The following is a 7,093-nucleotide window of genomic DNA, read 5'->3' on the forward strand; positions in this document are numbered from 1 at the left end:
AACCGGCTTGGATCGCCGGCTAATCGCGCCAGATCAGGCTGGCTGGTCGATGCGGGGCAGCAGCCGTGCCTCCAGCCCCGGATAGAGGTGGGAGACGCTGCGTTGCAGTTCGTATCGTGCCGCCGCCATGGTCGCGAAGCGTGGGGGGATTGGCAGTTCGCCCGCCTCCACCATGTCGAGGCCCGATTGCACCGCCCGCGTCAGCGCGTCCTCCAGCCAGTCGATCCAGTCGCGGGTCTGAGCAATGGCGGCCCTGCCGCCCGGATCGAACGGGCCATGGCCGGGGACCAGCCCGCCATGCGGTTCGCTCGCCAGCCGGTCGAGGCTCGCGCGCCAGCGGGGAAGGTCGGCGGTCGGCGTGCTGGGTGCGCGATCGTGAAAGACGAGGTCGCCGCCGATCAACAGGCCGCTTCGTTCGTCCAGCAGCGCCAGGTCCGCGCCGCTGTGGCCGGAAAGCGCCAGCAGCCGCAAGCCGCGCCCGCCGAAATCATCGCGCCCTGTCGTGATCGGCAGGCCGGGCAGGACCAGTTCGGTGCCGCGCATCCAGTCGTTCAGCAACCGGTACATCGCGTCTGAATAGCCGCGTCCCTCGCGGGCGAGCGCTTCGATCGTGCCGGGCAGCGCCGCGACGATCCCGGGATCGAAGGCGGCGATGCCCATGCCGTGATCGGGGTGCAGATGGGTGACATAGACGCGGACCACCCTCTGGCCGGTCAGTTCCTCCGCCACCTTGCGCAGCGCCTGCCCATAGGAGAGCGACGGGCCGCAATCGCACAGCACCGTCCCCGCCGGCGTGGCGATGATCGCGATATTGGCGATGGCGCCGCCATTGGCCGGATCGATCGGGGCGTCCGCGCCGTGGATCATCCATATTCCGTCCGCGACGGCGACGGGATCGATCGCATAGCGGCCGCGCGCCTGCGCGGGCAAGGCGGCGAGCGCCATGCCGCCGGTGATCAGTCCGCGCCGGGTGAGCATCATCGCGGCGGGGGCGACTGGCGCGCGACGGACAGTGCCGCGTGATAATCGCGTCCGTTGGTGTCGCGGGCATCGACCGTCAGCATGTCGCTCGCCGCCGCATGAGGGACCAGGGTGATGGCCGGGTCTTCCGCGACCGAAGCCCAGATCTCCATCCGGCCCAGTTCGCGGCCGGCGCCGTCGCGCACGGTCAGCTGTTCCAGATGATAGGTGGGAATGGCATCGACCAGCCCGGTATCCATCGGGTGCCGGAAGCTGATGCGCAGGCGGCTGGCCGGCGTTGGCCCGGCGACGGGCCAGGCTTCGCCCCTGATTTCGCCCAGATGTTCGGCCCAGTCGCCCTTCACGCGGCTGACCGGCGGCGTCGAGCAGCCGCCGCCCGCCGCGTCGATCCAGCCGCCCGACACCAGCCATTCGCCGCTCGCCAGCTGCACCGCGCCGCGCACGGGCGTGCGCTGGTCCAGCTTGATCCGGGTGGCGAGATAGGCGTCGCTGTCCGTCGGGCGATAGTCGATGGCGATGGGGATCGGGTTGAGGTCTGCCATCAGCACGATGCGCCGGACGCCGGCAATGGCGCGGGCGTCGATGGCCACCGGGAAGCTGCGCTGATTTTCCGCGATTTCGGGAAAGCCGACCTTCACCCGCGGGTCGAAGCGGACCGGATCGTCGCCGAACAGCAGCTTCGCATGCGCTTCCCACATCGGCGATTCGAGCGGATCGGCAGGCACGGATGCGCCTGCGCGCGCCGCCAGCGCGAGCAGGGTCAGGGTCATGGCTGCGTATCTTCGCCCTTTCACGTCCTTCTCCCTTGGTGCAGGTCTACAGGCTGGCGCAATGCGCTACCATTGGCCCTTGGGTCGGATGGGGAGGGCCGGGAAATGAGGATGACTGTCTGGGGCGCCGCATTGCTGCTTTGCGCGGCGCCGGTGGGGGCGGAGCCATTGTTCGGCCCCGACGGATATCGCATTGCCGCCTATCGCGCGCCGGTCGCCCGCCCGCCCGACGGGGTTGGCCGGATTGCCCCGGCCGCCGCCGCGGCCCTGCGGCCGGGGCGGGACGCGCTGTTCATCGATGTCCTGCCGGCCGAGGGCGGGCATAAGGAGCGCGACGGGCGCTGGCGGCTGGCGGAGCAGCATGAAAGCGTTCCGGGCGCGCACTGGTTTCCCGAAGCGGGCAGGGGCGTGCCGGAGCCCGGCATCGCGGCCTGGTTCGCAGGTGGCGTGCGGCGGCTGACGGGTGGACGGCGGGATCGCATGCTCCTGGTCTTCTGCCGGGCCGATTGCTGGATGAGCTGGAACGCCGCGCGGCGGCTGCGCGCCATGGGCTATCGCAATGTCTGGTGGCTGGCGGAGGGGACGGACGGCTGGCGCGACCTGGGACAGCCATTGGCGCGGGCGGTGCCGGAGGGAGGCGTCGTGCGCGCGAGCGCTCCGTCCTAGATCAGGTGCAGGTCGTGCCCCGATTTTTGTCTTGGCATGCCTTGGTCTGCCCAAGCTCTAGGACCAATGGCCCATTGCGAGGATCCGCCGCGCTGCGCCATCTTTTGCCCAAGCATGTTTGCATGGGAGAGAGAGCCTTGACCGACATTCGCATCACCCTGGGCGCTGTTGGCGCCGTCGCGCTGCTGGCGCTGGCGCCGCTTTCGGCGCAGGCCAGGGACATCATCGTCCATATGAAGAACCAGGGCGCGGATGGCGCCATGGTGTTCGAGCCGTCCTTCGTGAAGGCGGCTGTGGGCGACACCATCCGTTTCCAGCCAAGCAATCCCAGCCATAATGCCGAAACCATGGCGAACATGCTGCCGGCCGGCGCGACCCCGATGAAGGGCGTGATGAACAAGGAGGCGGTGCTGACCGTCACCAAGCCGGGCCTCTACGGCATCAAGTGCATGCCGCATTATTCGATGGGCATGGTCGCCCTGGTGCAGGTGGGCAAGGTAACCCCGGCCGATCTCGCCGCCGCCAAGGCGGTGAAGTTGCCGCCCTTCGCCGCCAAGCGGATGACCGCCGCGCTTGCCAAGGTGAAGTGAGATCCGCCGATGCTGACCACGGCCCCCCTTGTCTATCCCGTGCCGCCGCTCTGGTCGGCGGAGGCGAAGGTCGATGCTGCCGCCTATGCCGCGGGCTATCGCCGATCGATCGATGACGCTGACGCCTATTGGCTGGAGCAGGCGCGGCGGCTGGACTGGCTGCGCGAACCCACCCGCGCCGACGAGAGCAGCTTTGCGGAGCGGAATTTCGGCATAAGCTGGTTCAGCGACGGCATGCTCAACGTGTCGGCCAATTGCCTGGACCGCCATCTGGAGACGCGCGGGGACCAGGTGGCGATCATCTGGGAACCCGACGATCCAGAGGAAGCGGCGCGGCGCTTCACCTATCGGCAATTGCATGCGGAGGTGTGTCGCTTCGCCAATGTGCTGAAGGCGGCGGGCGTGGGCCGCGGCGACCGGGTGACGCTCTACCTGCCGATGATTCCGGAGGCGGCCTTCGCCATGCTCGCCTGCGCGCGGATCGGGGCGATCCATTCCGTCGTGTTCGGCGGCTTTTCGCCCGAGGCGCTGGCGGGGCGGATCACCGATTGCGACAGCCGGATCGTCATCACCGCCGATGAGGGGCGGCGCGGCGGCAGGACCGTGCCGCTCAAGCGCAATGTCGACGCGGCGGCGGTTCTGGCGCCGGGGCTGGAGCGCGTGATCGTCGTCCGGGCGACCGGCGGCGATGTTGCAATGGATGCTGGGCGCGACGCCTATTATGACGAACTGGCCGCCACCGTTTCCGTCGATTGTCCGGCCGAGGCGATGGCGGCGGAAGACCCGCTGTTCCTGCTCTATACCTCCGGATCGACGGGCAAGCCCAAGGGCGTGCTGCATTCGACCGGGGGCTATCTGCTCTGGGCGGCGATGACATTCGACCTGAGCTTCGACCATCGGCCGGGCGAAGTCTTCTGGTCATCCGCCGATGTCGGCTGGGTCACGGGGCACAGCTATATCGTCTATGGGCCGCTGGCCAATGGCGGCACCACGCTGATGTTCGAGGGGGTGCCGAACTGGCCGACGCCCAGCCGCATCTGGGAAGTGGTCGACCGGCATCAGGTGGCGACGCTCTACACCGCGCCGACGGCGCTGCGTTCGCTGATGAAGGAAGGCGACGATTTCGTGACCCGCACCAGCCGCACGTCGCTGCGCCTGCTGGGGACGGTGGGCGAGCCGATCAATCCCGAGGCCTGGCGCTGGTATCATGAGGTGGTGGGCGAGGGGCGCTGCCCCATCGTCGACACCTGGTGGCAGACCGAGACGGGCGGGCACATGATCACGCCGTTGCCGGGCGCGACGGACCTGAAGCCGGGTGCGGCGGCCAGGCCCTTTTTCGGGGTGGAACCCCTGCTGGTCGACGGCAATGGCGTCGCCGTGGACGGCGAAGGGGAGGGCAATCTCTGCATCGCGCGGAGCTGGCCGGGGCAGGCGCGCACTGTCTGGGGCGACCATGAGCGCTTCTTCCAGACCTATTTCACCACCTATCCAGGGCTGTACTTCACCGGCGACGGTTGCCGGCGCGACGCGGACGGCTATTATTGGATCACGGGCCGGGTGGACGACGTCATCAACGTGTCCGGGCACCGCATGGGCACGGCTGAGGTCGAGAGCGCGCTGGTGCTGCACGAAGCGGTGGCCGAGGCGGCGGTCGTGGGCTTTCCGCACGACATCAAGGGCCAGGGCATCTACGCCTATGTGACGCTCAACAGCGGCGAGGAAGCGAGCGACGCGCTGCGCCAGACGCTGGTCAAATGGGTACGCAGCGAGATCGGGCCGATCGCGACGCCCGACGTCATCCAGTTCGCCCCCGGCCTGCCCAAGACCCGGTCGGGCAAGATCATGCGCCGCATCCTGCGCAAGATCGCGGAGGGTGAGGTGTCCCCGCAGGCGCTGGGAGACATTAGTACACTTGCCGATCCGGCCATCGTGCAGGAGCTGGTCGAAAGCCGCGCCGCATAGAGCAGCGATGGGGCGGGAAGAGGCATGTCCTTCCCGCCGCCGCCGCAGGGTTAAGAAATGGTTGATGACCATCGGTGGCAGGCGAGCGCTAAGCCGTTGATCATAATCGCTTTGTGATCGACCCCGTCCAATGATAGAAAGCTGCGCGGTTTCGATGCAGAAGGTTGTCGATGGACAGGAAACTGGCAAGCGAACGGGGTGCGGAGCAAAAGGCGCTAGCGGCCCGATGGAGCATAGCCGCCGAAGCCATGGAAGCGCTGGCCGGTGCTCGGTCCCTGGAGGCCATCACCCATGTCCTGCGAGCCTTCGCGCGTCGCGCGGTCGGGGCGGACGGCATTGCGGTCGTCCTGCGCGATGAGGACGAGTGTCACTATATCGCGGAAGATTCGATGGAGCCGCTTTGGGCGGGCCAGCGCTTTCCCGCGGCGAGCTGCGTATCGGGCTGGGCGATGGAGAATCACCGGACCGCGGTGATTCCGGACATATTCGACGATCCCCGCGTGCCGGTGGAGGCCTATCGCTCCACATTCGTGCGGTCCATGGTGATGGTGCCGATCGGCCGCGTCGAGCCCATAGCCGCTCTGGGCGCCTATTGGTCGGAATTCGCGCAGCCCACCGAAAATGAGATCGCGCTGCTGGAGGCCCTGGCCCGCGCGGCGTCCACCGCGCTGGAAAATGGGCGGCTGTTCGCATCGCTGGAAGCGCTGAACGATCAGCTGGAACGCCGCGTCAGGGAACGCACCACGGAACTGGAGCGGTCGCAGGACAGCCTGCGCCAGGTCCAGAAGCTGGACATGCTGGGCCAGTTGACCGGCCATGTCGCCCATGATTTCAACAATCTGCTGATGCCGATCGTCGGCGGGCTGGACCTGATCCTCTCGGGCAAGCGGACCCCGGAGTCGATCGAGCGGCACGCGACCATCGCGATGCAGGCGGCGGAAAGCGCCCAGACGCTGGTGCAGCGGCTCCTGACCTTTGCCCGCCGCCAGCCCCTGATCGCAAAGGCGGTCGACCTGTCAACCCTGCTCGATGGCATGCAGGCCCTGCTGGCCAGCACGCTGGGCCCGCGGATCGCGCTGTCGCTCGATCTGCAACCGATGCTGCCCGCCGTGCGCGCCGATGCCCACCAGCTTGAGGTCGCGCTGCTCAATCTGGCGGTCAACGCGCGCGATGCCATGCTCGATGGCGGCGCCTTCAGCATAAAGGCGGAGGCCCGGAAGAGCCGCCTGCCCGCCGCTCTGGCGCCGCCTGGTCCCTATGTCTGCCTGACCGTCAGCGATACCGGCACCGGCATGACGCCGTCGGTCCGGGCTGCGGCGATGGAACCCTTTTTCACCACCAAGCCTTCCGGCCACGGTACGGGACTGGGCCTGTCCATGGTCCATGGCCTTGCCACCCAGCTTGGCGGCACAGTGGAGATCGACAGCGCCGTGGGCGAGGGTACGAGCGTCAGGCTCTGGCTGCCGGTCGAGCAGGCCCCTGTCGCGAAAGCCGAACCGCCCGCGGTCGGGGAAGAACCCAAAGCGCGATCGGGCAAGGTGCTGCTGGTGGATGATAATGACCTTGTCCGGAACAGCACACGGGCGATGCTGGTCGACATGGGCTATGAGGTGATCGACACCGACCGCGCCGAACATGCCCTCACGATGATCGAATCAGGCGACCGGCCGGACATCCTGATCACCGACCATATCATGCCGGGCATGACGGGAGTGGAACTGGCGCTGCGTCTGCGTGCCGATCATCCGAAGATCGCGCTGCTGATCATATCGGGTTATGAGGGGGTGGACCTGATCGCGCCCGACATCACCCGCCTGTCAAAGCCGTTCCGGCATCAACATCTGCAGGCCTGCATCTCCGCCGCGCGCGCGCAGACCGCCTGATCCGGGTATATGACGGCTGCCGCCGGGCCTGCCTGTTCCAGTCATGCCGCCTGGGCGATGTCGACCGTGTAATGCGCGCTTGTCCTTTCGGCGACGTCGTCTTCTGTCACGCCCGGAGCGAGCTGGACGAGGCGGAAGGGGCTGTCATGGTCGGGCCGCTGGAAGACGCAGAGGTCGGTGACGATCATGTCGACCACATTCCTGCCGGTCAGCGGCAGGGTGCAGGCCGGGATGAACTTGG

The 7,093-nt window shown here is 67.8% G+C and carries 6 protein-coding genes and 1 pseudogene; 4 read left to right on the forward strand and 3 right to left on the reverse strand.

Going from position 1 to position 7,093, the window contains the following annotated elements:
- Window positions 1–33: 33 nt before the first annotated feature.
- Both MRBLSP13_RS10850 and MRBLSP13_RS10855 read right to left on the reverse strand, forming a co-directional pair.
- Window positions 34–981: a quinoprotein relay system zinc metallohydrolase 1 gene (locus MRBLSP13_RS10850; protein ID WP_363754473.1), complete on the reverse strand. Its 948-nt coding sequence runs from the start codon at window positions 979–981 to the stop codon at window positions 34–36.
- Entirely contained in the window at window positions 978–1,751 is a 774-nt protein-coding gene (locus MRBLSP13_RS10855) for a quinoprotein dehydrogenase-associated SoxYZ-like carrier (RefSeq protein WP_363754476.1), read from the reverse strand. Before MRBLSP13_RS10855 ends, MRBLSP13_RS10850 begins: the two co-directional genes overlap by 4 nt.
- Before the next feature lie 105 nt (window positions 1,752–1,856).
- On the opposite strand from MRBLSP13_RS10855, the gene MRBLSP13_RS10860 reads away from it, so the two are divergent.
- The 4 genes from MRBLSP13_RS10860 to MRBLSP13_RS10875 all read left to right on the forward strand — a co-directional run bounded on the left by MRBLSP13_RS10860 (window position 1,857) and on the right by MRBLSP13_RS10875 (window position 6,852).
- Window positions 1,857–2,417: a rhodanese-like domain-containing protein gene (locus tag MRBLSP13_RS10860; RefSeq protein WP_363754478.1), complete on the forward strand. Its 561-nt coding sequence runs from the start codon at window positions 1,857–1,859 to the stop codon at window positions 2,415–2,417.
- Between the two features lie 137 nt (window positions 2,418–2,554).
- Complete coding sequence (locus MRBLSP13_RS10865) at window positions 2,555–3,007, forward strand: pseudoazurin (protein ID WP_363754480.1); 453 nt, start codon at window positions 2,555–2,557, stop codon at window positions 3,005–3,007.
- Window positions 3,008–3,016: 9 nt separating this feature from the next.
- Window positions 3,017–4,969, forward strand: coding sequence for an acetate--CoA ligase (gene acs, locus MRBLSP13_RS10870; protein WP_363754482.1), 1,953 nt, complete (start codon window positions 3,017–3,019; stop codon window positions 4,967–4,969).
- A 170-nt stretch (window positions 4,970–5,139) separates the two neighbouring features.
- Window positions 5,140–6,852, forward strand: coding sequence for a GAF domain-containing hybrid sensor histidine kinase/response regulator (locus tag MRBLSP13_RS10875; protein ID WP_363754484.1), 1,713 nt, complete (start codon window positions 5,140–5,142; stop codon window positions 6,850–6,852).
- Window positions 6,853–6,893: 41 nt separating this feature from the next.
- Here the strand turns inward: MRBLSP13_RS10875 and MRBLSP13_RS10880 are convergent.
- A pseudogene (locus MRBLSP13_RS10880) lies at window positions 6,894–7,093 on the reverse strand (succinyl-CoA--3-ketoacid-CoA transferase); the annotation flags it as partial.

The sequence above is a fragment of the Sphingobium sp. LSP13-1-1.1 genome, assembly GCF_040676415.1.
GTDB lineage: Bacteria > Pseudomonadota > Alphaproteobacteria > Sphingomonadales > Sphingomonadaceae > Sphingobium.

What these genes read in the sequence shown, in the direction of transcription:
- acs (WP_363754482.1), top strand. Translation starts at nt 3,017, where the DNA reads ATGCTGACCACGGCCCCCCTTGTCTATCCCGTGCCGCCGCTCTGGTCG.
- MRBLSP13_RS10855 (WP_363754476.1), bottom strand. Translation starts at nt 1,751, where the DNA reads ATGACCCTGACCCTGCTCGCGCTGGCGGCGCGCGCAGGCGCATCCGTG.
- MRBLSP13_RS10875 (WP_363754484.1), top strand. Translation starts at nt 5,140, where the DNA reads ATGGACAGGAAACTGGCAAGCGAACGGGGTGCGGAGCAAAAGGCGCTA.
- MRBLSP13_RS10850 (WP_363754473.1), bottom strand. Translation starts at nt 981, where the DNA reads ATGATGCTCACCCGGCGCGGACTGATCACCGGCGGCATGGCGCTCGCC.
- MRBLSP13_RS10860 (WP_363754478.1), top strand. Translation starts at nt 1,857, where the DNA reads ATGAGGATGACTGTCTGGGGCGCCGCATTGCTGCTTTGCGCGGCGCCG.